We start from the raw sequence: 23,991 nt of genomic DNA on the forward strand, positions 1-23,991 counted from the left end.
TAACCGTGAGTGTCTGTTAACAGCCGTGACAGGGGTCAAATGCCCGGTAAGATTGTGAAACGTCCCTGGCGCCGGTGGGTGAACCGGCGGATCCCCCGTGCGGATGACTACCGCCCGGGCCGGCGTAACATCTTTGTGCTTCCCACCCGGGAGGGGCTGATGTTCACCGGGGTGCTGGTGATTTCGCTGCTGACCGGTATCAATTACCAGAACAGCCTGATCTACCTGTTCACCTTCATTCTGGGGGCGCTGTTCTACGGCACCATCTTCCAGACCTATCGCAATCTTGAGGGGCTTCACCTGAGTCTGGTGCGCGCGGGTGAATCGCAGGCTGGTGAACGCCTGCCCATGGCGATACGCATCCGGGATGAGGAGCACCGCCCCCGGGCAGCGCTGCGGCTGAGGATCGACGATGACGAACCGGTCACGGTCAGCCTTGAGGCCGGTGAGGGGCAGGTGGTGCCGCTGCCGGTACCGACGCGTCGGCGTGGGCCGCTGAAGCTGCCGTCGATCCGGCTGGAAACGGATTTCCCATTCGGGCTCATCCGCGCCTGGACCTGGTTCCGTCCGGCCTCACGGGGCCTGGTGACACCGCGGCCTGTAACGCCTCCGCCATTCGAAGCCTCCCCTGATGCCGAGGGCGACGAGGGGGAAGTCACTCTGAATGCGGAGCCCGGGGGTTCGGACATCCGGCTCAGGCCCTATCGTCTGGGGGATGCACTGCGCCGCATCAGCTGGAAGCGCTTTGCACGCAGCGGGCATCTGGTGGTGATGGACTGGGATACGCCGCCGGCGGACCCGCGCTGGCTGGACTGGGAGCAGTTCCCGGGGGCGGACACGGAGCTGCGCCTGAGTTATCTGGCCTGGCATGTCGGGCGGCTCAGTGAGCAGGGGCAGCCCTTTGGCCTGAGGCTGCCGGACCAGACCATTGAGCCGGATACCGGTGACCAGCATGAACGGGCCTGTCTGAACCGTCTCGGGGCCTTTGGGTTCGGGGAGATGCCGACATGAACCGCCATCACCTTGATCCATGGGTGGCCGCCTTCGGCCTGATCCTTCTGGCCCAGGTTCAGCGCCTCCCGCTGTGGCTCTCGCTGGGCGCCTGCCTGGCGGTGGTGTCCGGCTGGTTGCTCCAGCGCCACCGGAAGCGTGGCCTGCGCCCACTGTGGCTCGGTGTTCTGGCGGTGCTCAGCGCCGCGGCTTTCTGGGCTTACTACCGGGGCCAGTTCACGGTCGATACCGCCGCCTCTTTCCTGGTCCTGACGGTGGCGCTCAAATGGCTGGAGCTGGGGCGCCGCCGGGATCTGTTCATCCTGTTTTTCATCCAGTGCTATCTGGCAGTGGTCACGCTGCTTTTCCACCAGTCCATGCTCTGGACGGGCGGGCTTCTGGCCAGCCTGTTTCTGCTGTTTACCGGTCTGCAGATGGCGCTTGGCGGTCGTGCTCAGGGTATGGGCGTTGAGGCGATGAAGCGTTCGGCACTGGTGTTCGTGAAGATGCTGCCCGTGGTCATTGTACTGTTCATCTTCTTTCCCCGGATCGGGCCATTGTGGAGTGTGCCGCTGGTTTCGGAGCAGGGCACGACAGGGCTGAGCGACACCATGGAGCCCGGGGCCATCACCAGCCTGGCGCAGAATGATGACCCGGCGTTCCGGGTGACCTTTGGCGGGGATACGCCTGATCCGGGGCAGCGCTACTGGCAGGCGCTGGTGCTCGACCGCTTCGATGGCAGACGCTGGGACAGGCGCAGTCTGAATGACAGGGAGGGAATCTCGCGGGTGCCTGAGGATGCCTCAGCCGGCGAGCTGGCGGATGACGAATACGAGGTGATGCTTGAACCCCACGGCCGGCGCTGGGGCTTCGCGCTGGCGGATTCGGTGCCGGCATCCGCCAATGTGAGCCTCAACCGCAATGGCATGGTGCGTTTCGAACGCAGCGTGGATACCCGGCGGCGTTACCGCATGCAGTACGAACAGCCAACAGAGGCGCGGCGCCTGTCGGATGCCGAGCGACGGTTCTACACCCGGCTTCCCGGAGGCACCAATGAGCGGACGCGGGGATGGGTGGCTCAGCAACGGCGTGAGGTTGAGGGCAGGCGGGCCTTGATTCGGCACTTGATGGAGCACTTCAACCAGAAGCCGTTCCATTACACGCTGCAGCCGGAAGCGCTCGGCAATGCGGACACAGTGGACGCGCTGATGTTCGAGACTCGGGAGGGGTTCTGTGAGCATTACGCCAGTGCGCTGGCATTCATGCTGCGCTCGGCGGATATTCCGGCGCGGATCGTTACGGGGTATCTGGGTGGCGAGGCGGGCGTCGATAACGAATACCTGATCGTGCGCCAGTATGACGCCCACGCCTGGGTGCAGGCCTGGCTGCGGGGCCGAGGCTGGGTACGGCTTGATCCCACGGCCATGATCGCGCCCGAGCGCATCGAGAGCGGGTTGCGCGAGGCCATGCAGGATCAGGGCGGGTTCCTGTCGGATGATCCCTTCTCCATGAACCGGTACGCGGATGTGGGCTGGGTCAACTGGATGCGCCTGCGCCTCGATGCCGCCAACTACTACTGGCAGCGCTGGGTGGTGGGCTACGAAGGCCAGACCCAGCTTTCACTGCTGGGGCGGCTGCCCGGTGATATTGACCGGCGTATGCTGGGCGTGATCACGGCCGTGCTTGTTGCGGCCCTGATCCTGGCCGGCGTCGGCATCTCCCTTCTGCGCGCCCGCCGCCGGCACTTCCGCGATCCCTGGTACCGCCTGTATGATCAGTGGTGCCGATGGCTTGAGCGTCAGGGGGTAGGTGCCGGCCGGAGCGATACCCTGGCCGCGCAGGTGTCGGCGGCTGGGCGGCGTTTTCCTGCGCTGGCCCCCGACATCCGGGCTCTGGGCCTGCTTCTGGAACGGGCATTCTACGATCCGGGGCAGCCCGACCAGCAGGCGCTCGCGCAGGCGCGCCGCCTTATGAACGCAATCCGAAAACGGAAATCCCATGGCCGATCCGGAAACACAGCCACTGCAGAGTGACTCCTTCGCTCCCTGGCCCTGGCAGTCCGAGGTGCATCAGCAGCTTTCACAGCGTCTGAAGGAAGGACGCTTCCCGCATGCGCTGATGCTGTTGGGCCCGGCGGGCGTGGGGAAACGCCAGCTCGCCGTAGCGCTGGCGTCACTGTTGCTGTGCGAGGCGCCGGTCAACGCGGGCAAGGGTATGACCGCCTGTGGCGAGTGCAAGCAGTGCCGCCTGTTGGGTGGTGAGGGGCACCCGGATGCGCGCCGGCTCATGCCCACGGACCAGTCCCGCTATATCCGCATCCACCAGGTGCGGGCACTGGGTGGTTTCGTGATGGAGAGCCCTCAGGTGGCGCAGCGGAAAGTGGCGGTGATTGAACGTGCGGATCAGCTTAACCTCAATGCTGCCAACGCGCTGCTCAAGACTCTGGAGGAACCCCCCGCCGATACCTTCCTGCTGGTTCTCCAGCGCGAAGGCCAACCGGTGCTGCCCACCATCCGTTCCCGCTGCCAGATCCTGCGGGTTGAGGCGCCCGGGACCGTCGAGGCAAAAACGTGGCTGGCGCAGCGGCGTGATGAGGATGGGGCGGCTCTGGATCAAGCCCTGCGATGGGCCGGTGGCGCCCCGCTGGAGGCGCTGCGGCTGCTGGAGGCCGACAGACCCGGGCAGCGGGCCCAGTGCCTGAAGGCCCTGCAGCAGGCGCTTAAATCTGAGATCACCATGTCCGAGGCGGTGAAGCCCTTCCTCGCCATGCCTCTGACCGAGGCGCTGGACCTGCTCCAGGGCTGGGCACTGGACCTGGCCCGGGCCGGGGCGGATCCGGGGGCCATTGCGGACAGCGAGGCGGCGCCGATGCTGAGGTTCCTGGCTGGGCGCCGGCATCCGGCGGAGCTGACCACCCTCCACGAAGCCATCATGGAGGTCCGGCGCGGGCTGGATTACAACGTCAATTCCGAGCTGGAACTGATCGGTGTGCTGGAACGGTGGCGGCAGCTGATGCGCCGGCCGGGGGTGGCAAATCCGGCGTGAACGGCTAGACTGGCGAAAAGCGCAAACGGCAAGCAGACGGGAGAATCATGGGGCCTGGAATCGGCGCACGCAGCGGTATCATGACGCTGACCATCAAGGACAAGGCGGTGCTCTACGCCGCGTATATGCCCTTTGTCCGCAATGGTGGCCTCTTTATTCCGACCCAGAAGAATTACCGTATGGGCGACGAGGTTTTTCTGCTGCTCAACCTGATGGATGAGCCGGAAAAGATTCCGGTCGCCGGTAAGGTCGTCTGGGTTACCCCGAAAGGGGCTCAGGGAAACCGCGCCGCTGGTGTCGGTGTCCAGTTCAATGGGGACGACGAGACCGCGCGTACCAAGATTGAAGCCTACCTGGCCGGCTCCCTGAATTCGGACCGGCCAACCCATACCATGTAATCATGCCCAACACTGAACCGGAGCAGCTGACACTGGACGTCCCCGCAGGCACTCTGGGTGCGCTTGCCTGGGGCGATACCTCCTCACCCCTGGTCATCGCCTTCCATGGCTGGCTTGATAACGCTGCCAGTTTCAACCGCCTGGGGCCGGCTCTCGCCGACGACTACCGGGTGGTGGCAGTGGATCTTCCAGGCCATGGTTTTTCCTATCACAGACCGCCGGGGGCAAGTTACGAGCTGCTCGACTATGTGCGGGACCTGGCGCCCCTGTTTGACCGGGAAGCGTCGCAGGGAGCCGTTCTGCTCGGCCATTCACTGGGTGGAATCGTGGCGAGCCTGCTCAGTGTGGCGGTGCCGGAACGGGTGAGGGCGTTGATGCTGGTGGACAGCCTGGGGCCGCTTACCGGCGACGCCGAATCCTTCCCGGACCAGCTCAAGCAGGCCATTGACCGCGTGCGCCAGGGCAGCCGCGGTCAGCCGCCCCGTTATGCGGACGTTGAGGAAGCCATCGTCGCGCGCATGAAGGGTCGCATCCCGCTGTCCCGTGTCGCCGCTGAATGCATTGTGCCAAGAAGTCTCCAGCAGGATCAGCAGGGCTGGCGGTGGGGAACGGATGCAAGGCTGCGCTATCCGTCCATGCACCGGTTGGAAGAGGATGAGGTTGAAGCCTACCTGGCGGCCATTGCCGCACCCACACTGCTTATAAGAGCCAATCGGGGCATGGCCGCCTTCAAGCCGGAATGGATCGAGGGCCGTCTGCCCAGGCTGTCTGACGCTGAGGTGATCGATGTGGAGGGAAGCCATCACTGTCATCTGGATGGAGACGTTGGCGGGCTGGCCGAGGGCTGCCTGGGCTGGCTGGGCCGCATCCGGTCTGCGCCCTTGTAATGATTACCGGCCGAGCCCATTGTCATTCAAGGGATTTGAATCCGAAGGGAGCAGGCGATGAATGAACCACAGACCGTGGCACTGGTGCTCGGCAGTGGTGGTGCCCGGGGGTACGCTCACATTGGCGTGATTGAGGTGCTCAGGGAGCAGGGCTACAACATCGTGGCCATTTCCGGTGCCAGTATGGGAGCGCTCATTGGCGGCATGTACGCCGCCGGTAAGCTGCAGGCCTATAAGGACTGGGTCACCGGGCTTGATCAGCTGCAGCTGCTGCGCCTTCTCGACTTTTCCCTGGGGTCACCCGGTGCGATCCGCGGCGAAAAGGTTTTCGGCGTGGTGCAGGAAATGCTTGGCGATCTGCGCATTGAGGACCTGCAGATTCCCTTCACGGCAGTGGCGACGGACCTGCTGGCGCACCAGGAGGTGTGGTTTCAGGAAGGGCCGCTCCATCAGGCGGTGCGGGCCTCCACGGCGATCCCCAGTGTGATCACGCCGGTGATGCTGCATGGCCGGGTGCTGGTGGATGGCGGGCTGCTCAACCCCCTGCCGATCATTCCCACGGTGGCCTCCCATGCGGATCTGATCATGGCCGTGAACCTGAGTGGCAACGACAAGCGCTATGCCAACCTGCCACCGCTGGAGGAATGGGCCTCCCGCGAGCGCAAGCAGCATGAAGCGGCCGCCGAGGCTGCGGCACAGGCGGCAGCCGACGAGGAAGTGGATCCAGCGGAAGAAGCCGACGCCTCGCCGGATGAGTGGCTGGACAGGCTCAAACAGCGTGCGGCCCGTTGGTTTGACTGGGACGGCCAGGACAGCGCGGCACGGCGCCGTGGCCGGGCCAGTAGCGAGGAACAGGCGCTGGCGGAGGCCCAGAAGCGCCATGCGCGCGAAAAGGCGGCGGGAAAGGGAAGCGAGGGCGACGATGCGCGCTCGGTGAGCCTGCAGGAGCTGGGGCTCGGCAAGTTTGATGTCATGAACCTGGCGATCGAGACCATGCAGGACTCGCTGACCCGTTACAAGATCGCCGGCTATCCGCCGGATATCCTGATCAACTTCCCCAAGCATGTATGCCGCTCGTTCGATTACCATCGTGCCCCGGAGCTGATCCAGCTGGGGCGGATGCTTGCGGAGGATGCCCTTGAGGACCATCGCAATGCGGGTACGGGGGAGCCGCGGATCCCGGGAATGAACCGCCAATAGCTGGTACAATCGTGGCTTTTACGGGATGACTCCGGGAGTACTGGGTGAGCACCGAAGCCATTGAACAACTCCAGACCGTGCGCGACTGGCTGCGTTACGCGGTGTCACGGTTCACGCAGGCCGGCGTCTGGTGCGGCCACGGCACCGACAGCCACTGGGATGACGCGGTACAGCTGCTGATGCAGACCCTGCATCTGCCCATGGACAATAACGTGCCCTTCCTGGATGCCCGTCTGACCCTCTCTGAACGGGAACAGGTGCTTGAGCGCATCGAACGTCGCGCCCGGGACCGTGTTCCGGTTCCGTATATAACAGGCGAAGCCTTTTTCATGGGGCTGCAGTTCCATGTTGACGAACGGGCCCTGATCCCGCGCTCGCCCATTGGCGAATTCCTGGCCACGGAAGGTGAGCCCTGGCTGGCGGGTCGGCCGGTTGAACGGATTCTGGACCTGTGCGCTGGCAGTGGCTGTATTGGAATCGCGGCGGCCCATGTGTTCCCGGCGGCCCAGGTGGATCTGGGTGAGGTGTCCCCCGGAGCCGTTGAGGTGGCGGAACAGAACATCCGGCGCCATGGCCTGGAAGGGCAGGTGCGCGCGGTGACCTCGGACCTGTTCGAGAAGCTGGATGGCCCCTATGACCTGATTCTGGCGAACCCGCCGTACGTGGATGCCAGGGATATGGCGACGCTGCCACCGGAATACCGCCATGAACCGGAGCTGGGACTTGCGGCCGGAGAAGACGGCCTGGAGCTGATGGGCCGGATCCTGAGGGAAGCACCGGCGTATCTCTCGGAAGATGGGCTGCTGGTTGGGGAAGTCGGCAACAGCCAGCCGGCGCTGGAGGCGGCTTTCCCCAGCGTTCCCTTCACCTGGCTTGAAATGGAAAACGGCGGTCACGGGGTCTTCGTGGTCGACGCGCAAACACTGGCGCAGGCGGCGCCCCTGATGAACGGATAGAATCCATGTCTGGTAATTCCTTTGGAACACTCTTCACCGTCTCCACCTTCGGCGAAAGCCACGGGTCCGCTCTGGGCTGCATCGTGGACGGCTGCCCACCGGGCGTGCCGGTTTCCACCGAGATGATCCAGGCGGAGCTGGACCTCAGGCGCCCTGGAACCTCGCGCCATACCACACAGCGCCGGGAGCCGGATGAGGTCCGGATCCTGTCCGGGGTGTTCGAAGGGGTGAGCACGGGCGCGCCCATCGGGTTGCTGATCGAGAACACGGACCAACGCTCCAGCGACTACTCGAAGATCAAGGACCAGTTCCGTCCGGCCCACGCGGATTACACCTACTGGCATAAGTACGGCATCCGTGATTATCGCGGCGGCGGCCGTTCCTCGGCGCGGGAGACCGCCATGCGGGTAGCGGCCGGCGCCATCGCCCGCGCCTTCCTGAAGGAGAAGGGCATCACCATCCGGGGGTGCATGACCCAGCTCGGGCCCATTGAGCTCGGCATGACCGACTGGTCCGCTGTGCACGAGAACGCCTTCTTCTGCGCGGAGCCGGAGAAGGTTCCGGAGCTGGAAGCCTTCATGGATAAGCTGCGCAAGGAAGGGGACTCCGTTGGGGCCCGCATCCGTGTTGAGGCGGACGGCGTTATCCCGGGTCTGGGCGAACCCGTCTTTGACCGGCTGGACGCCGACCTTGCCAAGGCACTGATGAGCATCAATGCCGTCAAGGGTGTGGAGATCGGGGCCGGATTCGACAGTGTCAGCCAGAGGGGCACCGAGCACCGGGATGAGATGACGCCGGACGGGTTTCTCTCCAATAACGCCGGTGGGGTGCTGGGCGGTATCTCGTCCGGGCAGCCGGTGGTGGCGAGCATGGCGTTGAAGCCCACGTCCAGCCTGCGGCTGCCGGGTCAGGGGATTGATGTGCACGGCAATCCGGTGGAGGTGGTGACCACCGGCCGTCACGACCCCTGCGTCGGCATCCGGGCCACGCCCATCGCGGAGGCCATGATGGCCATCGTGCTCATGGACCACTACCTGCGCCACCGCGCCCAGAATGCGGACGTGCGGGTGGATACGCCGGACATCGAAAAGGCCCGCCGTCAGCAGGAGGACTGATATGGCGGCCTCCGGGACGGGGATCTACTGGCGCCTGTCCAACCTCTACTTCTGGTTCTTCGCTGCTTTTGGGGTATTAATGCCCTACTGGGCGTTGTATCTGGAAGACCAGGGGTTCCGCTACATTGAGATCGCCCTGCTCATGGCCACCCTGCAGGGCACCAAGATCATCGCGCCCAATCTGTGGGGCTGGCTGGGGGATCGCACCGGCCGGCGGCTGCGACTGATCCGCTTCGGTGCGCTTGTGGCCGTCCTGTGTTTCAGCTTCACCCTGCTGCGCCCAGGATTCTGGGGGCTGATGCTGGTGATGCTCTCGTTCAGCTTTTTCTGGAACGCAGTGCTGCCGCTGTTTGAGGTCATCACCCTGCACAACCTGGGCAGCGACTCCAGGCGCTATGGGCGGGTCCGGCTCTGGGGATCGATCGGGTTCATCCTGTCGGTGGCCGGTTTCGGGGCGGCGCTGGATCACATGGCGGTGTCCATCATGCCCTGGCTGGTGCTGCCCCTGTTCGCCGGACTCCTCATGGCGACGCTGCAGATTCATGACGAACCCAGTACCCGCAGGCAGCCCCATCACGGATCGGTTGCGGCTATCCTGAAGCGGCCCGAGGTCTGGTCCTTCTTCATCCTGAACTTCATGCTCCAGGCCAGCCACGGGCCCTATTACACCTTTTTCTCGATCCATCTGGAGCAGCTTGGCTATGCGAAGATCAGCACCGGGGCGCTCTGGGCACTGGGCGTATTGGCGGAAGTTGGCCTGTTCCTGGTGATGCACAGGCTGCTTTCGGCCTACCCGATGCGGGTGATCATGCTCTGTGCAGCGACCCTGACAGCACTGCGCTGGTTGGTTATCGCGGAATTCTCGCAGTTTCTCTGGATCCTGCTCGGGGCACAGCTGCTTCATGCGGCCTCCTATGCCGCCTTGCACGCGGCCTCGGTGCACTACATCCGGGTGCAGTTCGGCGAAGGGCACCAGGGGCAGGGGCAGGCGCTGTACAGCGGGCTGACCTACGGGGCAGGCGGTGCTTTCGGCGCCTGGATCTCGGGCGTGCTGGTAGAGTGGGAGAGCACCGTCGCCGCCTTCTACGGCGGCGCCGGTTTCATGCTGGTGGGGGTCGCCGCCGCCTGGCTCTGGATGCGGCCCGCGCCGCAGAGAGCGTACGCCGGCCAGTAAGCAGCGGCTGATCCCGTCAAACCTGGGGTCACAGGTTGTCGAAGTCGCTGGGGTCGTGACGCTCCGGGAGCTTGCTTCCCTCATCGCCCCAGGTCTTGTTGACGAGGCGACCCCGCTTGACGGCCGGGCGCGCGGCGATCTCATCCGCCCAGCGGATCACGTTGGTGTAGGTGTGCGCTTCCAGAAATTCGGCCGCGTCATAGACCTTGCCCTTCACCAGCGCGCCGTACCAGGGCCAGATCGCCATGTCCGCGATGGTGTACTCATCCCCGGCGATGTAGCGGTTGTCCGCCAGTTGCCGGTTGAGCACATCCAGCTGGCGTTTCACTTCCATGGTGAAGCGGTTGATCGGGTACTCGTAGGATTCCGGGGCATAGGCGTAGAAGTGCCCGAAGCCACCGCCCAGCAGTGGGGCCATGCCCATCTGCCAGAACAGCCAGGAGAGGGTCTCGGTGCGTCCATGGGGATCGGTGGGCAGGAAGGCCCCGAACTTCTCGGCCAGATAGAGCAGGATGTTGCCAGATTCAAAGATCCGCAGTGGTGGGTTCTGGGTGTGATCCATCATCGCGGGGATCTTGGAGTTCGGGTTAACGGCCACGAAGCCGCTGCTGAACTGCTCGCCTTCAAGGATGCTGATGGGCCAGGCGTCGTATTCGGCCTCGGAGTGGCCGGCTTCCAGCAACTCCTCGAGCATAACAGTCACTTTCACGCCGTTGGGCGTAGCCAGGGAATAGAGCTGCAGAGGGTGCTTGCCCACCGGCAATTCCCTGTCATGCGTGGGGCCGGCAATGGGGCGGTTGATGCTGGCGAAACGCCCGCCACTGGCGTCTTCCCACTTCCAGACTTTCGGGGGCGTGTAGCTGTTGTCGCTCATGGTCAGGCTCTCTCACTGCATTGGTGTGGTAGCCACGGCAACCGTGGACAGCATGGAGTATGCCATCCGCTGGCGGCATTGAGCAGGGGATCTCAGTAGGCATCCCGGATCAGATCGATACCGGGCTTCAGCACCCGGCGCCACTGCGCATCCAGTGTCGCATCGTACTCTGGGTCGTGTTTGCTGACAGCCTGCATCAGGGCATCCAGCCAGAGCGAATACCATTCGGGCGAGATATTGTAGCCGTGCCTTGAATGGCTTTGCCCCAGCTGTTTCAGCTTGGTGTCGGGCATGCCTCGGGCGTAGAGGATCAACTGCATGATGCCGTTGCGCAGGAGGTGGCGCTGCTGCTTCATGTCGGTATCGCGGAACTGGTCCTTGATGGTCTGAGAGCTGCTCATGAAGTAGTCGTAGAAATCAACGAAAAACTGTTCGCCCGTGCAGACCCGCCCATAACTCTGGAATACCGCTTCTACTTCCGAGCTGTCCATGAAATCCCCTGTCTTTAGTTCTGCCTGTCTGTGATGGCCCGGAATTATAAAACAGTCAGCCGGTTTCGGCACAGCGCGCCGGTGCCTGTCCCTGAACGGTTTCAAGAAGGGCGCGGGCCGCTGTCCCGGGTTCCCGTCCCCTGATGCCCACGGCACCCAGCATCCGGGTTACGGGCTCCGGTACGTCCAAGACCACCAGGGTGCTGTCGAGCATGGTGTTGGGCAGAACCGACCACCCCAGTCCCACGCTGGTCATCATCTTGATGGTTTCGAGGTAGTTGGTGGGCATCTGGGCATCCAGTGTGATTCCTTGTTGAAGAAAATGGTGGGAGACGACCCGGTAGGTTTCGGTATTACTGTCGGGGAGGATGGCCTGGTACTGCGCAATGTCCTCAGGGGCCAGCTGCTGCTTGTGGGCTAGGGGGTGGTCAGGGCCACAGACGAAGCTCATTGGATCTTCCCAGGCGAACCAGACCTGGAAGCGTTCCATGATCCGGTCGTTGAGTGTCACCCATGCAAGTGGGGCGTCATGCTGGTGCAGTTGCTGGAAGACCTGTTCGGACTCGAGGAACTGGAGGTTGAAGGTCAGGTCGGGATGGGCCTTCTGCAGGGCGCGCAGCCAGTTCGGGAGATGGTGGAGGCCGATATGGTGGCTGGTGATCAGCGACAGGGGGCCGTGCATTCGCTGGTCAAGGCTGGTGAGGGCTTCACGGGCGTTGTGGAGTTCGTCCAGGACCTTCCGTGCATGGGGCAGCAGGGCATGGCCGGCGTCGGTCAGCCGCAGGCTGCGGCCGTTGCGTTCAATCAGGGGGCGACCGGTCTGGTGTTCGAGGGTGGCGATGCGTTTGCTGACGGCGGATTGAGTGAGGTGCAGGGCTTCTGCGGCCTCGGAGAAGGAGCCGGTGTCGATGACGGTGGTGAAGGCGATCAGTGATTGGGTGTCCATAGCACTAAAGATTGGTACCTGGTTGCAGGGCACGATGAGTGGGGAGTCTTTCACGGGAAACGCTGTAAATACTTTTCAGTTGCGCAGTCCTGCTTCACTGAAAAGTCCTGGGTTTACATCCGTGTAAACCCGTTTGCGCTTAATCGCGCAAACCCCTGTACGCTGCTCTTCCGCCATCCATGGCTCCAGAGCTTCCCGTGAAAGACTCCCCACTCACCGTACCCCCGGGAGTGTTGCCGTTCGCAAACGTGCTCCAAACGTAAGCTGTAGGAGCCGGCCTTGCGGGCGATCCGGGCTTTGGATTCCAAAAAGGAATCCGTTTCAGGAAAAACATGAATTGAAGTGATCTGATCAGAGTCTGTACCATTAACGAACAATCGGTCAAACCACGTCAGCTCCGCCATGGGGGAGGGCGTGTCCGCTCGCAACGGGGGTAGCACCATGAGTGGCAAGACACTGTACGACAAACTGTGGGATTCGCATCTGGTCAAGGAGCGTGCTGACGGCTCCTGCCTGATCTACATCGACCGGCACATGCTGCACGAGGTAACGTCACCGCAGGCGTTCGAGGGGCTTCGGCTGGCTGGGCGGACGCCGTGGCGGATTGATGCGAATCTGGCGACGGTGGATCACAACGTGCCGACCACCGGGCGTGAGAATGGTGTTGAGGGGATCGAGGACCCGATCTCGCGCACCCAGGTTCGGACTCTGGATGACAACTGCAATGAGTTCGGCATTGTCGAGTACGGCATGAACGATCAGCGCCAGGGGATCGTTCACGTCATCGGGCCGGAGCAGGGAGCGACCCTGCCGGGGATGACGGTGGTATGCGGGGATTCGCATACGTCCACCCATGGGGCTTTCGGGGCGCTGGCGCATGGGATCGGCACCTCCGAGGTCGAGCATGTGCTGGCGACCCAGTGCCTGGTGCAGAAGAAGTCAAAGAATATGCTGGTGCAGGTCGATGGTGAGCTGAAGCCGGGGATCACGGGCAAGGATGTGATGCTGGCGATCATCGGAAAAATTGGCACCGCCGGCGGTACCGGTTATGCCATTGAGTACGCGGGCTCGGCGATCCGCGGCCTGTCGATGGAGGCGCGCATGACCATGTGCAATATGACCATCGAGGCGGGTGCGCGGGCCGGCATGGTGGCGGTGGATGACACGACCATCGACTACGTGAAGGATCGGCCCATGGCGCCGAAGGGCGAGATGTGGGAGCGCGCGGTTGCGTCCTGGCGCGAGCTGAAGAGTGACGACGATGCCGAGTTCGACAAGGTGGTTCATCTGGATGCGGCTGATATCGAACCCCAGGTCAGCTGGGGAACGTCGCCGGAGATGGTGACCAATGTCGGGGATCGTGTCCCGGATCCGGCGAATGAGTCGGATCCCATCAAGCGTGAAGGCATGCAGCGGGCCCTGAAGTACATGGGGCTGGAACCGAACACCCCGATGACGGGCATCCAGCTTGACCGGATCTTCATCGGCTCTTGTACCAATGCCCGGATTGAGGACCTGCGTGAAGCGGCGTCCATCCTCAAGGGGCAGACGATTGCATCCACGCTCAAGCAGGCGATGGTCGTGCCCGGCTCCGGTATGGTGAAAGCCCAGGCCGAGAGGGAAGGGCTGGACCGGATCTTCATTGATGCAGGGTTCGAGTGGCGGGAGCCGGGCTGCTCCATGTGTCTGGGGATGAACCCGGACCAGCTGGGTGAAGGGGAGCATTGTGCCTCCACCTCCAACCGGAACTTCGAGGGCCGGCAGGGCTTTGGCGGGCGCACGCACCTGGTGAGCCCGGCTATGGCAGCTGCCGCCGCTATTCATGGCCATTTTGTGGATATTTCCGACTACTACGACAGGGCGGGGTGAGATCATGAAGGCATTCACCAGGCACACGGGGCTGGTTGCCCCCATGGATCGGTCCAATGTCGACACTGACATGATCATCCCCAAGCAGTTCCTCAAGTCGATCAAGCGCACTGGCTTCGGGCCCAACCTGTTCGACGAGCTGCGCTATCTGGACGAAGGTCAGCCAGGCAAGGACAACAGTCAACGGCCGCTCAACCCTGAGTTCGTGCTGAACCAGGCGCGTTACCAGGGAGCGAGTGTGCTGCTGACGCGCGCCAACTTCGGTTGCGGCTCCAGCCGTGAGCACGCGCCCTGGGCGCTGGAGGATTTTGGTTTCCGGGCGATTATTGCCCCGAGTTTTGCCGATATCTTCTACAACAACTGCTTTAAAAATGGCCTGTTACCGCTTGTTCTGAAAGAGGAAGAGGTCGACGAGCTGTTCCGTGCGGTGGAGTCCGTCGAGGGCTATGCACTGACCGTGGATCTGGAGAACCAGACTGTTGCCACGCCGGACGGTAAGATCTATCACTTCGAGGTGGATGAGTTCCGGCGCCACTGCCTGCTCAACGGCCTCGACGATATCGGCGTGACACTTGAGGATGCGGATGCCATCCAGGCCTACGAGGAACGCCGGAAGCAGGAGGCGCCCTGGTTGTTTCCTGCCGGGTGAGTTCCTGGAAGCTGTTCCGGATTGCCTGCGGGGGCAGGCTTCTACAGTAATACATTAGTTTTCATATGTAGGAGCCCGCTTTGCGGGCGATTTTCGTAATAACCCTCGAAACTGGATTACTGGACAAGGATCATGATGCTATGACACAGAGAGTACTCTTCCTGCCGGGTGACGGCATCGGCCCGGATATCATCGAGCAGGCACGCGCGGTTCTTGGGCACGCCAATGAACGGCTTTCGCTGGGACTCGATTTCGATGAGGCGTTGGTCGGCGGTGCCGCCATTGAGGCCGCGGGCACTGCGCTCCCGGACGACACCATGAGCAGGGCGCGGGAAGCCGGGGGCATCCTGCTGGGCGCTGTGGGCGGCCCCAAGTGGGATCATCTGGAGATGGCCAATCGGCCCGAGAAGGGGCTGCTGGGCCTGCGCTCCGGCCTGGGTCTTTTCGCCAATCTGCGTCCCGCGTTCCTGTACCCGCAGTTGGCGGAGGCCTCCAGCCTGCGTCCGGAAGTGGTCAGCGGCCTGGACATCCTGATCGTGCGGGAGCTCACCGGCGGCATCTACTTTGGTCAGCCCCGCGGCGTTGAGACGCTGGAAAGCGGAGAACGGGAAGGGATCAATACCTATCGCTACAACGAATCCGAGATCCGGCGCATCGGGCGCGTGGCATTTGAATCCGCGCGTCAGCGCAACGGACGACTATGTTCCATCGACAAGGCCAACGTGCTGGAAGTGACCGCGCTGTGGCGTGAGGTAATGGAGGATCTGGCGAGGGAGTATCCGGACGTTGAGCTGAGTCACATGTATGTGGATAACGCCGCCATGCAGCTGGTGCGCGATCCGAACCAGTTTGACGTGATTGTCACCGGCAATATGTTCGGTGATATCCTGTCTGATGAGGCAGCCATGCTGACCGGTTCCATCGGGATGCTGCCCTCGGCGGCGCTGAACGAGAGCAAGCAGGGCATGTACGAACCCTGCCACGGGTCGGCGCCGGATATTGCGGGCCAGGACAAGGCGAACCCGCTGGCGACGATTCTGTCCGGTGCCATGATGCTGCGGTACAGCTTTGGCATGGAAGGTGCAGCGGGCGCGATCGAAAAAGCGGTGCAGGACGTGCTGGAACAGGGGCTGCGTACGCCGGATATCCATTTCGAGGGCACGCAGCTGGTTGGCACCCGCGCCATGGGCGAAGCGGTGCTATCGGCCCTGGACACGCACCTGTAGGAGCGGCCATGGCTGCGATCGCCGCAGCCCCGGCGAAAAACCCAAGACACTGAAAACAGAGGCGGCACAATGAAGCGAGTAGGTCTGGTTGGCTGGCGTGGCATGGTCGGATCCGTGCTCATGCAGCGGATGCAGGAAGAGAATAATTTCGCCGGAATCGAGCCGGTGTTCTTCACCACATCCCAGGCGGGCAAGCCCGCGCCGGACTTCGGCAAGGAGGCGCCGCCGCTCAAGGATGCCCGGGACATTGATGAACTCAAGGCGATGGACATCATCGTCACCTGTCAGGGTGGGGACTATACGAATGAGGTCTATGGCCCCCTCCGCCAGTCAGGCTGGAATGGTTACTGGATTGACGCCGCCTCCGCCCTGCGGATGGAGGATGAATCGGTGATTGTTCTGGACCCGGTGAATCGTGGCGTGATTGACCGGGCTCTGGATGCCGGGCAGCGTGATTTCATCGGCGGTAACTGCACGGTCAGCCTCATGCTGATGGGTATTGGGGCCCTGTTTGATCATGATCTGGTGGAATGGATCAGCCCCATGACCTACCAGGCCGCCTCTGGCTCCGGCGCCAAGCACATGCGGGAGCTGCTGGATCAGATGGGGGCGCTTAACGGCGCCGTATCCGATCTTCTGGCGGATCCTTCCTCGGCGATCCTGGAGATTGACCGGCAGGTGACCTCGACCATGCGCAGTTCCGAGTTCCCCACGGAGAATTTCGGTGTGCCCCTGGCGGGCAGCCTGATTCCCTGGCTCGACAAGCCCATGCCCTCCGGCCAGAGTAAGGAGGAATGGAAAGCGGGCGCGGAGAGCAACAAGATCCTCGGGCGTACTGATAACCCGATCCCGATTGATGGCACCTGTGTTCGCGTGGGCGCCATGCGCAGTCACAGCCAGGCGCTGACCATCAAGCTTCGCAGGGACGTTCCGCTCGCGGATATCGAAGCCATGCTCCGGGAGCACAGTGAGTGGTGCGAGGTGGTACCCAATGAGCAGCAGGCCAGTATGGAAAAGCTGAGCCCGGCTTATGCCACCGGCAGCCTGACGGTTCCGGTCGGTCGGCTGCGCAAGCTGGCCATGGGCGGGGAGTATCTCAACGCCTTCACCGTGGGCGACCAGCTGCTGTGGGGGGCGGCTGAACCGCTGCGGCGTATGCTGGCCATCCTGCTTGAGCGTGATGGCTGATTCCTGAATGCAGCGTCCCGGTCTGGCGTGAACCGGGGCGCATTCCCGCCAGCCGGGCGCTTCCAGTGCCCGGCGATTTATTGCGTAATTCGCAGTTATCAACAATACTTCCGCTTAACTTCATAATTACAGGTCTATTTCCGTAATCTGCGCGGAATCCGTGGACGGCTGCCTGACGAGAACGGGGAAAGGAAACGGCATGAAAGTACGCAAACTGGCGGTGGCGCTCGCCCTGGCGGGTGGGCTTGGATCAGGTCTGGCTCAGGCGCTCGGCATGGGCGAGGGTCGAATACTGACGAACCTGAATGAACCGCTGCGGGCCGAGATCGAGCTGAGTGAGCCGGGCGATCTGTCCGCAGACCAGATCCGGGTATCGCTGGCACCGGAGTCCGCATTTGAGCGGGCCGGGCTTCGTCGCATGGATGTTCTCCATGATCTGGATTTTGACGTGATCGAATCCGATGGCGGGTTCCGGATTAACGTTACTTCTGAGGACCCCATCCGGGAGCCATTCCTGAACTTTCTCGTGGAGCTTGCCTGGCCAAATGGGCGGCTGTTGCGTGAATATTCCTTCCTGGTGGATCCCCCCTCCCGTGATCCCGGCCCGGAAGCGATTGGGCCGAGTGCGGAAACCGGTGGCGGCGATACCCGGACACGTGAGCAGGCCGCTCCGGAGGCCCGGGGCGAGCGCCGGCAGCCGGAAAGCGCGACTTCGGCTACGGGCGGAAGCCCTGACGAATACGGACCCACTGGTGCCAATGACACCCTCTGGGGGATTGCCGGGGAGGTCAGCCCGTCCAGCGACCTGAGCCGCCACCAGGTGATGCTGGCGGTCCAGGAAGCCAATCCCAATGCGTTCAGCAACAACAATATCAACCAGCTGCGCCGGGGGCGCGTCCTGCGCATCCCCTCTGAGGAAGCCATGCGCTCCCGCTCCAGGCAGGAGGCGATCCAGCAGGTGATGGCCCAGAACAAACGGCACCAGCAGGCTGGCCAGAGCCAGGCGGAAACCGCGGCTGCGCCTGAAGCCGAGCAGGCTGGAGGAGCGGATCAATCCCAGCAACAGGCGGGCGCAACCGGGCAGCAGTCGTCATCCGGTGAGAGCGGCGATGAACTGCGGATCCTGGTAGCGGACGGTGAGAACAGTGCTGGTGACGGCACCATGGCCGGCATGGGCGACGGTGAGGGTGATGAACGCCTTGCTGCTGCTCTGGAAGAACTGGAGCGGGCGGAAAGGGATCGCGAGGAGCTGTCGGATCGCCTGAAGGATCTCGAGGAACAGCTGGATACCATGAGCCAGTTGATCGAGTTGAAGGACGATCAGCTTGCGGAGATGGAACAGCGGCTTGCCAAGGCACGCGAGAGTGGTCAGGCGTCTGGTGATACGGAGTCGGAAGGTACCGGCGGTACCGACGGTGATGAAACCGCGGCGGATGATGCAACTGGGACCGGAAGCGGTCAGGCCTCCGGTGGAGAGACCACGGAAGGGGATTCGGGCGAGGATTCGGTCGCTTCTGAGGAATCTGTCGAGGAGTCCATGGCCGAATCGGACACGGCTGAGTCAGGTTCCGGGGAAGCGGGCGCCGATGACGATGAGTCTGACCCGGCCGCAGCGGCGAGCTCCGGCGGTGAGCCGGATGATGGCGACGCTTCGGCGCAGCCTGATCCGGAACAGACCAAGAGTCAGGGTGCTCCAAAGAGTGCCGGTGATGTTGTTCAGCGCGTAATCAATGATCCCCGTTACCAGATCGGTGCGGGTGTACTGGGCATTGCGTTGCTGGCGCTGCTCTGGGGCCTGGCACGGCGCAATGCTGCGCGGGAACAGGCTTTCTACGACCAGCTGAAGGATGTCTCCGAAAACCCGGAGGAACCGGTTGAGGCTGAGGACCCACTGGATCTGGACGCGGCCGGAGATGAAACGGCCACGGAGGCTACCGGTGAAGAGGCGGCACCGCGCAGCGAGGGCAGCGAGGATGCGCTGGCTGAGGCGGATGTCTACCTGGCCTATGGTCGTCTCGGGCAGGCTGCCCGGCATCTTGAAGGGGCCATTTCATCGGAACCCAGCCGCGTGGACCTGCGGCTGAAGCTGCTCGAGGTCTATGCCGATGCCGGTGAGTCAGAGAATTTCGAAAAGCAGTATCGCGAGCTCGGGGCCTTCAATGACGATGAAGCCATCGAGCAGGCGGATGCGCTTCGCAGCCGTATGGAGGCCGCTGACGAGGACCTCAGCATTGAGGACCTGACCGAACAGCTGAAGACGGGCACGGGCTCCGAAGCGGAGACTGGCGGGCAATCCCTTGAGGATGATGCGTCGCTTGAGGACGAGGGCTTTGACTTCAGCGCCCTCGAGGACGTTGACGATCTGCTGGATGAATCCAGCGGCTCGGAAAGCAGCGATACCAGCCATGCCGAAAAGGGCGGGGATCAGGAGCTGCAGTCCGAGGAATTCAGTCTCGACTTCGATCTTGGCGAGGAAGAAACCCCGGCTGCATCCGAAACGACAGGCGCCAGCGAAGACACCGTGGATGCCTCAGACTCAGAAGAGGATGTGGCCGATCTCGGGTTCTCCATGGATGATCTGGAGCTGGAGGAGCCGGGAGAGACGGAAGAAGAGTCCGTGCCTGAGCTGGATGCGGAAGCTGAAGCCGCTGAGCAACCCGTGTCTGAAACCGGTGATAACACTGAACAGGCGAGTGATGCGGATACGGATCTGAGCCTGGACGATCTGGATGTTGATCTGGACACCGGGGAGGAACCGGCAGAAACCGCTTCCGAGGCGCCATCCGGTACGGATTTTGATGACTCCTTCCTCGAAGAGCTGGATGCGGAACTTGATCGGGTGACCGATGGTGAGGCTGAAGCTGGAGAGTCCGGGGAAACAGCTGCCCCGGCCGGGGAAAACGCCGCACCGGAAGGTGATGATGAGCTGGATGACCTGAGTCTGGATGTCTCGGACGAGGATCTTGAGCTTGCTGAAGAGGTGGCTCAGGAGGGCGTTGGCGAAGAACCCGAAGCGCCCGGGGAAACCAGTGACGCTTCCGGCGGTGAGGACGAAGCCCCCGCCGATCAGCTGGAAGAGAGTCTGATGGACTCTGAGATGGAGGATCTCGGGGCCGAGAGCGCGCTCTCCGACGAGGAGCTGGCTGCTCTTGAGGGTGAGGAATCACAGGCATCCCAGGGACACCAGGAAGAGACGGGCGATATGGAGTCAGGCGAGACGTCCACTGGATCGGAAGACAGTGATGATGAGTTCGACTTCCTTGAGGGCACGGATGAAGCGGGCACCAAACTGGATCTGGCCCGGGCCTATGTTGAGATGGGCGATGCGGACGGCGCACGGGACATTCTGGAAGAGGTGGCCCGTGAAGGCAGTGAAGAACAGCAGCAGGAAGCCCAGCGGCTTCTCAGCGAACTCTGATCTGCCGTGCTGCAGGACCCCGTTGAGCTGACGACTGCGATCGCGGCTGGCCCCGGGCGTATTGGCCTGGTTGTCGAATACGATGGCGGCGGCTTCCATGGTTGGCAGGACCAGAAAAGCAGTATCCGGACCATTGGCGGCACTCTGGCGGCAGCTGTCTCCAGAGTGGCGAATGAGCCTGTAGAGCCAGTCTGTGCCGGGCGTACGGATTCAGGCGTTCACGCCTGCTACCAGCTTGTGCACTTTGATACGGGGGCCTCGCGCGCCATCCGCTCGTGGGTTCTGGGCATCAACAGTGCTCTGCCGGCCGACATCCGCGTTCACTGGGCTGGCAATGTGGCATCGGATTTCAGTGCACGTTTTACTGCCCACTCCCGCCGTTACCGGTACGTGATGCTGGACACGCCAACACCTCCGGCACTGCTGCGCGGGCGCGTGGCGTGGACCCATACGCCACTCGACGCGGATGCCATGCATCAGGCCGCACAGTACCTTCCAGGTGAACAGGATTTTTCGGCCTTCCGCGCAGCCGGCTGTCAGGCCAACAGCCCCTGGCGCTGTATTGAAGCGGCCACGGTTAACAGGGAAGGGCCCTTTCTGGTGCTGGATATTGCGGCCAATGCCTTTCTTCATCACATGGTGCGCAATATCGCCGGGACCCTGATGGCTGTGGGTCACGGGGAACGCCACCCGGAGTGGGTCGCTGAGCTTCTGTGCCAGCGGGATCGTCGCCGTGCGGGTATCACTGCACCGCCACAGGGGCTCTACCTGGTGGATATCGGCTATCCGGAGCAGTGTGGGGTGCCCCGGCCCAGACTGGGCCCCTGGTGGCTTTCCGGGAATCTCTGAGACTTGGTCTGTGGGGCCGCGGGCGCTATCCTGTGCGTTTTGGCGCAGGAGGTGGTCTTGCCACGCACCCGAATCAAGATCTGCGGCATCACCCGCGAAGAGGACGCCGTGGCAGCGGCGCAGGCTGGCGTGGATGCCATCGGGCTGGTCTTCCACCCTGGGAGTCCGCGTCATGTCACCTTGGAACAGGCTCAACGGATCCGCGCGGCGCTGCCCCCGTTCGTGACCACAGTGGGGCTTTTTGTGAATGCCTCTGAGTCGCTGGTCCGGGAGGCGCTGTCAAAAGTGCCGCTGGATCTGCTGCAGTTCCACGGGGATGAATCAGCCGAATTCTGCTCGGGGTTCGGGCACCCATGGATCCGCGCGGTCAGGGTTCGGGATTCCCGGGTGGTTGCCGCAGCCGAGAGTACCTATGATAGAGCGTTCGGCCTGCTTGCCGACGCTTACAGTGAGGACCGCTACGGCGGTACCGGCAAAACCTTCAACTGGGATTGGCTGCCGGAGACACGGAAACTGCCCCTGATTCTGGCCGGTGGTCTGACGCCGGATAATGTGGGTGAGGCGGTGCGCCGTGTCCGCCCCTGGGCTGTGGATGTCAGCGGCGGTGTCGAGTCGGCGCCGGGTATCAAGAGTTCCCAGCGCATCAATGAATTCGTCCGGGAGGTTACCCTGACCCATGAAACTGACTGAACAACAGATCAAGGATAGTCCGGACGCGCGGGGCCATTTCGGCGCCTACGGGGGCCGCTTTGTCTCCGAGACCCTGATCGACTCACTGGAACATCTGGAAAGTGAATACCGGCGGCTGCGTGAGGACCCCGATTTCCTCGCCCGGTTCAACAGTGATCTGGCGGATTATGTGGGAAGACCCACCCCCCTGTACCACGCGGATCGACTGAGCAGTGAGCTGGGCGGTGCTTCCATATGGCTCAAGCGCGAGGACCTCTGTCATACCGGTGCGCACAAGGTGAATAACACCATTGGGCAGGCACTGCTGGCGAAGTTCCTGGGGAAACCGCGCGTGATCGCGGAAACGGGCGCGGGTCAGCACGGTGTTGCCACGGCAACAGTGGCAGCAAGGCTTGGTCTCAAATGCAAGATCTATATGGGCGCCGAGGATGTTCGCCGGCAGGCTGTCAACGTCTACCGCATGAAGCTTCTCGGGGCCGAGGTTGAAGCGGTCGAAGGCGGCACAAGGACTCTAAAGGATGCCATGAACGAGGCACTCCGGGACTGGGTCACCAATGTCGATGACACCTTCTACATCATCGGCACGGTGGCGGGCCCGCATCCCTATCCGATGATGGTGCGTGATTTCCAGTCAGTGATCGGCCGTGAAACCCGACAGCAATGCCTGGAAAAGAACGGGGCACTGCCGGACGCGCTGGTGGCCTGTGTCGGCGGCGGCTCGAATGCGATCGGTCTCTTCCATCCCTTCCTGGGTGACGAATCAGTGGCCATGTACGGGGTGGAAGCCGGCGGGTACGGCATCGAATCCGGTCAGCATGCGGCGCCGCTGAGCGCTGGCAGGCCCGGAGTGCTGCATGGTAACCGGACCTACCTGATGGAAGACGAGTACGGCCAGATCTCCGGAACCCATTCTGTGTCCGCGGGGCTGGACTATCCTGGCGTAGGGCCCGAACACTCCTGGCTCAAGGACATCGGGCGTGTGAACTATGTATCGGTGACGGATGACGAAGCGATGGATGGGTTCCGGCGATTGACGGCGGTGGAGGGCATCATGCCCGCGCTCGAAACCGCTCATGCCATTGCCTGGGCCATCAAGCTGGCGCCCCAGATGCGCCCGGACCAGTCCATTGTCATCAACCTTTCGGGTCGTGGCGACAAGGATATGGATACCGTCGCCCGCATGGACAACATCGAAGTGGAGGGGCGCTGACTCATGAGCCGAATCGAACAGAGACTCACGGCCTTGGGCGAGCAGCGCCGCAAGGGCTTGATTCCCTATATCACTGCCGGGGATCCGAATACCGGTGAAACCCTCCGCATCATGCACAGCCTGGTGGCATCCGGTGCGGATCTCATCGAACTCGGGGTGCCGTTCTCCGATCCCATGGCGGACGGCCCGGTCATCCAGCGGGCCTGTGAACGGGCCCTGGCAAACGGCTGTACCAGCCGTGATGTGCTGGAGGTCGTGCGCCGGTTCCGCGAGACGGATACGGAAACCCCTGTGGTGCTCATGGGCTACCTGAATCCGGTGGAAGCCATGGGTTACGAGGCGTTTGCGGAAAACGCCGCACAGGCCGGTGTGGATGGTGTCCTGATGGTGGACCTGCCGCCCGAAGAGGCCGGGGAGGTTGTGCCGTGGTTCCGTGCCCAGGGTCTGGATCTGATCTTCCTGATCTCGCCCACTACTTCGGATGAACGCATCCGGCGCATGGGGGAACACAGCAGCGGCTACGTCTATTACGTCTCGCTCAAGGGCGTAACCGGCTCAGCCAGTATTGATGCCGGGGCAGTGGAGGAACGGGTTGCCCACATCCGGGAACTCACGGAGCTGCCAGTGGGCGTCGGTTTCGGAATCCGGGATGCGGAAACAGCGGGCGCCATAGGACGGGTTTCGGATGCTATTATCGTGGGTAGTGTTATTGTTGACTGCATTGGCCGGCATCCCGAGGGCGGTGATTCACTGCACCAGGCGTTGAAATCCCTGGTGAAGCCCCTGCGGGACAGCCTTGATACACCCTGAGCCGGA

Annotated in this window: 21 protein-coding genes; 18 read left to right on the forward strand and 3 right to left on the reverse strand. The window is 62.8% G+C overall.

Annotation, left to right across the window (positions count from 1 at the left end; genetic code table 11):
• Window positions 1–39 precede the first annotated feature (39 nt).
• Genes GLW01_RS11930 through GLW01_RS11970 form a run of 9 tightly spaced genes read left to right on the forward strand, consistent with a single transcriptional unit; the run spans window position 40 to window position 9,765 of the window.
• Window positions 40–1,011: a DUF58 domain-containing protein gene (locus tag GLW01_RS11930; protein WP_160899191.1), complete on the forward strand. Its 972-nt coding sequence runs from the start codon at window positions 40–42 to the stop codon at window positions 1,009–1,011.
• Entirely contained in the window at window positions 1,008–3,023 is a 2,016-nt protein-coding gene (locus GLW01_RS11935; protein WP_160899192.1) for a transglutaminase TgpA family protein, read from the forward strand. Before GLW01_RS11930 ends, GLW01_RS11935 begins: the two co-directional genes overlap by 4 nt.
• Window positions 2,989–4,035: a DNA polymerase III subunit delta' gene (gene holB / locus GLW01_RS11940; RefSeq protein WP_160899193.1), complete on the forward strand. Its 1,047-nt coding sequence runs from the start codon at window positions 2,989–2,991 to the stop codon at window positions 4,033–4,035. The genes GLW01_RS11935 and holB overlap by 35 nt, the downstream gene beginning before the upstream one ends.
• A 47-nt stretch (window positions 4,036–4,082) precedes the next feature.
• A complete protein-coding gene (locus GLW01_RS11945; protein ID WP_077531261.1) occupies window positions 4,083–4,433 on the forward strand; it encodes a PilZ domain-containing protein in 351 nt (116 codons plus the stop codon).
• 2 nt (window positions 4,434–4,435) lie between these two features.
• Window positions 4,436–5,320 (forward strand): alpha/beta fold hydrolase, encoded by an 885-nt coding sequence (locus GLW01_RS11950; protein ID WP_160899194.1) that lies wholly within the window; start codon window positions 4,436–4,438, stop codon window positions 5,318–5,320.
• A gap of 57 nt (window positions 5,321–5,377) precedes the next feature.
• Window positions 5,378–6,520 carry a patatin-like phospholipase family protein gene (locus tag GLW01_RS11955; RefSeq protein WP_095616722.1) on the forward strand — a complete coding sequence of 381 codons (1,143 nt, stop codon included), beginning with the start codon at window positions 5,378–5,380 and terminating at the stop codon, window positions 6,518–6,520.
• Between the two features lie 44 nt (window positions 6,521–6,564).
• Entirely contained in the window at window positions 6,565–7,476 is a 912-nt protein-coding gene (gene prmB / locus GLW01_RS11960) for a 50S ribosomal protein L3 N(5)-glutamine methyltransferase (RefSeq protein WP_160899195.1), read from the forward strand.
• A gap of 5 nt (window positions 7,477–7,481) precedes the next feature.
• Window positions 7,482–8,591 (forward strand): chorismate synthase, encoded by a 1,110-nt coding sequence (gene aroC, locus GLW01_RS11965; RefSeq protein WP_095616724.1) that lies wholly within the window; start codon window positions 7,482–7,484, stop codon window positions 8,589–8,591.
• A gap of 1 nt (window position 8,592) precedes the next feature.
• The gene (locus GLW01_RS11970) at window positions 8,593–9,765 is read left to right on the forward strand and encodes an MFS transporter (protein WP_095616725.1); all 1,173 of its coding nucleotides are present in this window, start codon (window positions 8,593–8,595) and stop codon (window positions 9,763–9,765) included.
• Between the two features lie 28 nt (window positions 9,766–9,793).
• Here the strand turns inward: GLW01_RS11970 and yghU are convergent, their stop codons facing one another.
• From yghU to GLW01_RS11985, 3 genes are all read right to left on the reverse strand, one after another.
• Window positions 9,794–10,639, reverse strand: coding sequence for a glutathione-dependent disulfide-bond oxidoreductase (gene yghU / locus GLW01_RS11975; RefSeq protein ID WP_160899196.1), 846 nt, complete (start codon window positions 10,637–10,639; stop codon window positions 9,794–9,796).
• Window positions 10,640–10,731: 92 nt separating this feature from the next.
• Window positions 10,732–11,130: a globin gene (locus tag GLW01_RS11980; RefSeq protein ID WP_095616727.1), complete on the reverse strand. Its 399-nt coding sequence runs from the start codon at window positions 11,128–11,130 to the stop codon at window positions 10,732–10,734.
• Window positions 11,131–11,185: 55 nt separating this feature from the next.
• Window positions 11,186–12,076 (reverse strand): LysR family transcriptional regulator, encoded by an 891-nt coding sequence (locus tag GLW01_RS11985; RefSeq protein ID WP_160899197.1) that lies wholly within the window; start codon window positions 12,074–12,076, stop codon window positions 11,186–11,188.
• A gap of 441 nt (window positions 12,077–12,517) precedes the next feature.
• Between GLW01_RS11985 and leuC the strand changes: the two genes are divergently transcribed.
• From leuC to trpA, 9 genes are all read left to right on the forward strand, one after another.
• Window positions 12,518–13,945, forward strand: a complete 1,428-nt coding sequence (gene leuC, locus GLW01_RS11990; RefSeq protein ID WP_151439635.1) for a 3-isopropylmalate dehydratase large subunit — start codon at window positions 12,518–12,520, stop codon at window positions 13,943–13,945.
• A 4-nt stretch (window positions 13,946–13,949) separates the two neighbouring features.
• Window positions 13,950–14,594, forward strand: a complete 645-nt coding sequence (leuD, locus tag GLW01_RS11995) for a 3-isopropylmalate dehydratase small subunit (RefSeq protein ID WP_095616730.1) — start codon at window positions 13,950–13,952, stop codon at window positions 14,592–14,594.
• Between the two features lie 140 nt (window positions 14,595–14,734).
• Window positions 14,735–15,820: a 3-isopropylmalate dehydrogenase gene (gene leuB / locus GLW01_RS12000; protein ID WP_151439634.1), complete on the forward strand. Its 1,086-nt coding sequence runs from the start codon at window positions 14,735–14,737 to the stop codon at window positions 15,818–15,820.
• A 69-nt stretch (window positions 15,821–15,889) separates the two neighbouring features.
• Window positions 15,890–17,008 carry an aspartate-semialdehyde dehydrogenase gene (asd, locus tag GLW01_RS12005; protein WP_095616732.1) on the forward strand — a complete coding sequence of 373 codons (1,119 nt, stop codon included), beginning with the start codon at window positions 15,890–15,892 and terminating at the stop codon, window positions 17,006–17,008.
• A gap of 199 nt (window positions 17,009–17,207) precedes the next feature.
• Window positions 17,208–20,426, forward strand: a complete 3,219-nt coding sequence (locus GLW01_RS12010) for a FimV/HubP family polar landmark protein (RefSeq protein WP_160899198.1) — start codon at window positions 17,208–17,210, stop codon at window positions 20,424–20,426.
• Window positions 20,427–20,432: 6 nt separating this feature from the next.
• Complete coding sequence (truA, locus tag GLW01_RS12015; protein ID WP_340162454.1) at window positions 20,433–21,275, forward strand: tRNA pseudouridine(38-40) synthase TruA; 843 nt, start codon at window positions 20,433–20,435, stop codon at window positions 21,273–21,275.
• 57 nt (window positions 21,276–21,332) lie between these two features.
• Entirely contained in the window at window positions 21,333–21,965 is a 633-nt protein-coding gene (locus tag GLW01_RS12020; protein WP_160899199.1) for a phosphoribosylanthranilate isomerase, read from the forward strand.
• Window positions 21,952–23,175, forward strand: coding sequence for a tryptophan synthase subunit beta (gene trpB, locus GLW01_RS12025; RefSeq protein ID WP_151439630.1), 1,224 nt, complete (start codon window positions 21,952–21,954; stop codon window positions 23,173–23,175). The genes GLW01_RS12020 and trpB overlap by 14 nt, the downstream gene beginning before the upstream one ends.
• A 3-nt stretch (window positions 23,176–23,178) precedes the next feature.
• On the forward strand, window positions 23,179–23,985 hold the full coding sequence (gene trpA, locus GLW01_RS12030) for a tryptophan synthase subunit alpha (RefSeq protein ID WP_160899200.1): 807 nt from the start codon (window positions 23,179–23,181) through the stop codon (window positions 23,983–23,985).
• The last annotated feature ends 6 nt before the right edge of the window (window positions 23,986–23,991 follow it).

Source organism: Vreelandella halophila (assembly GCF_009856365.1).
Classification (GTDB): domain Bacteria; phylum Pseudomonadota; class Gammaproteobacteria; order Pseudomonadales; family Oleiphilaceae; genus Halospina; species Halospina utahensis_B.

Excerpts from the sequence above, each read along its gene's own strand:
- GLW01_RS11930 (WP_160899191.1), top strand. The coding sequence starts at position 40 with ATGCCCGGTAAGATTGTGAAACGTCCCTGGCGCCGGTGGGTGAACCGG.
- GLW01_RS11935 (WP_160899192.1), top strand. The coding sequence starts at position 1,008 with ATGAACCGCCATCACCTTGATCCATGGGTGGCCGCCTTCGGCCTGATC.
- holB (WP_160899193.1), top strand. The coding sequence starts at position 2,989 with ATGGCCGATCCGGAAACACAGCCACTGCAGAGTGACTCCTTCGCTCCC.
- GLW01_RS11945 (WP_077531261.1), top strand. The coding sequence starts at position 4,083 with ATGGGGCCTGGAATCGGCGCACGCAGCGGTATCATGACGCTGACCATC.
- GLW01_RS11950 (WP_160899194.1), top strand. The coding sequence starts at position 4,436 with ATGCCCAACACTGAACCGGAGCAGCTGACACTGGACGTCCCCGCAGGC.
- GLW01_RS11955 (WP_095616722.1), top strand. The coding sequence starts at position 5,378 with ATGAATGAACCACAGACCGTGGCACTGGTGCTCGGCAGTGGTGGTGCC.
- aroC (WP_095616724.1), top strand. The coding sequence starts at position 7,482 with ATGTCTGGTAATTCCTTTGGAACACTCTTCACCGTCTCCACCTTCGGC.
- GLW01_RS11970 (WP_095616725.1), top strand. The coding sequence starts at position 8,593 with ATGGCGGCCTCCGGGACGGGGATCTACTGGCGCCTGTCCAACCTCTAC.
- yghU (WP_160899196.1), bottom strand. The coding sequence starts at position 10,639 with ATGAGCGACAACAGCTACACGCCCCCGAAAGTCTGGAAGTGGGAAGAC.
- GLW01_RS11980 (WP_095616727.1), bottom strand. The coding sequence starts at position 11,130 with ATGGACAGCTCGGAAGTAGAAGCGGTATTCCAGAGTTATGGGCGGGTC.
- GLW01_RS11985 (WP_160899197.1), bottom strand. The coding sequence starts at position 12,076 with ATGGACACCCAATCACTGATCGCCTTCACCACCGTCATCGACACCGGC.
- leuC (WP_151439635.1), top strand. The coding sequence starts at position 12,518 with ATGAGTGGCAAGACACTGTACGACAAACTGTGGGATTCGCATCTGGTC.
- leuD (WP_095616730.1), top strand. The coding sequence starts at position 13,950 with ATGAAGGCATTCACCAGGCACACGGGGCTGGTTGCCCCCATGGATCGG.
- leuB (WP_151439634.1), top strand. The coding sequence starts at position 14,735 with ATGACACAGAGAGTACTCTTCCTGCCGGGTGACGGCATCGGCCCGGAT.
- asd (WP_095616732.1), top strand. The coding sequence starts at position 15,890 with ATGAAGCGAGTAGGTCTGGTTGGCTGGCGTGGCATGGTCGGATCCGTG.
- GLW01_RS12010 (WP_160899198.1), top strand. The coding sequence starts at position 17,208 with ATGAAAGTACGCAAACTGGCGGTGGCGCTCGCCCTGGCGGGTGGGCTT.
- trpB (WP_151439630.1), top strand. The coding sequence starts at position 21,952 with ATGAAACTGACTGAACAACAGATCAAGGATAGTCCGGACGCGCGGGGC.
- trpA (WP_160899200.1), top strand. The coding sequence starts at position 23,179 with ATGAGCCGAATCGAACAGAGACTCACGGCCTTGGGCGAGCAGCGCCGC.